General features: G+C 65.8%; 1 protein-coding gene. It reads left to right on the forward strand.

Annotated features, from left to right (window positions below; genetic code table 11):
* Window positions 1-87 precede the first annotated feature (87 nt).
* On the forward strand, window positions 88-1,341 hold the full coding sequence (locus ACIOWN_RS34520) for an IS256 family transposase (RefSeq protein ID WP_362358097.1): 1,254 nt from the start codon (window positions 88-90) through the stop codon (window positions 1,339-1,341).
* Window positions 1,342-1,380 lie beyond the last annotated feature (39 nt).

Genomic DNA, 1,380 nt, shown 5'->3' on the forward strand with positions numbered 1-1,380 from the left:
GGGACTGTAAAACGTTCGGTGTAACTCCTGATCAAGGAAGATGCACCGATGACCAGTGAGAACGTGTCCGAGGCCCAGTCCGTCGAGATGCCTGAGCCGCAGCCGTCGAAGGCGGTGGACGACCAGCTCATCGACGAACTGGTGGGCCGGGCCCAGGCCGAGGGCCTGCAGCTGACGGGCGAGGGCGGGCTGTTGCAGCAGCTGACCAAGCGGTTGCTGGAGTCCGCCCTCGAGGGCGAGATCACCGACCACCTCGGCTATGACAAGCACGACCCGGCCGGCAAGAACGGCGGCAACTCCCGCAACGGCACCCGCGGCAAGACCGTGCTCACCGAGGTCGGACCGGTCGAGATATCCGTGCCCCGCGACCGGGACGGAACCTTCGAGCCGAAGATCGTGCGCAAGCGGCAGAAACGCCTGTCCGGCGTCGACGAGATGGTGATCTCTCTGTCCGCGAAGGGCCTGACGACCGGCGAGGTCCAGGCCCACCTCGCCGAGGTCTACGGGGCCGACGTCTCAAAGCAGACCATCTCCACCATCACCGACAAGGTCATGGACGGCATGGCCGAGTGGCAGAACCGGCCCCTCGACGTCGTCTACCCGGTCGTCTTTATCGACGCGATCCACGTAAAGATCCGCGACGGTGCGGTGGCCAACCGGCCGATCTACGTGGCTCTCGCCGTCACCGCGGAGGGCCGACGGGACATCCTGGGCCTATGGGCCGGCGACGGCGGTGAGGGCGCCAAGCACTGGATGCACATCCTCACCGAGATCAAGAACCGCGGCGTGAACGACGTCCTCATGCTCGTCTGCGACGGTCTCAAGGGTCTGCCCGACGCGGTCGAGACCGTCTGGCCCAGGACGATCGTGCAGACCTGTGTGGTCCACCTGCTGCGGAACTCCTTCCGCTATGCCGCCCGCCAGGACTGGGACAAGATCGCTCGTGTCCTCAAGCCCGTCTACACCGCGCCGACCGAAGAGGCCGCACTCGAGCGGTTCGCTGAGTTCGCCGACACCTGGGGCAAGAAGTACCCGGCGATCGTCCGGCTCTGGGAAAACGCGTGGGAAGAGTTCACCCCGTTCCTCCGCTTCGACACCGAGATCCGCCGCATCGTCTGCACCACGAACGCGATCGAGTCCGTGAACGCCAGGATCCGGCGGGCGGTCAAGGCACGCGGGCACTTCCCGAACGAGACCGCCGCCTTGAAATGCGTCTACATGGCCATCATGAGCCTGGACCCCACCGGCAAGGGCCAGGCCCGCTGGACCATGCGCTGGAAGACCGCCCTGAACGCCTTCGACATCACCTTCGACGGCCGACTCTCCGCAGCCCGTCAGTAACCCCAACCACCCTGGTTACACCGCTCGTTTGACAGACCC

Origin of the sequence: Streptomyces sp. NPDC087787 (assembly GCF_044743035.1) — a bacterium.
Taxonomy (GTDB): domain Bacteria; phylum Actinomycetota; class Actinomycetes; order Streptomycetales; family Streptomycetaceae; genus Streptomyces.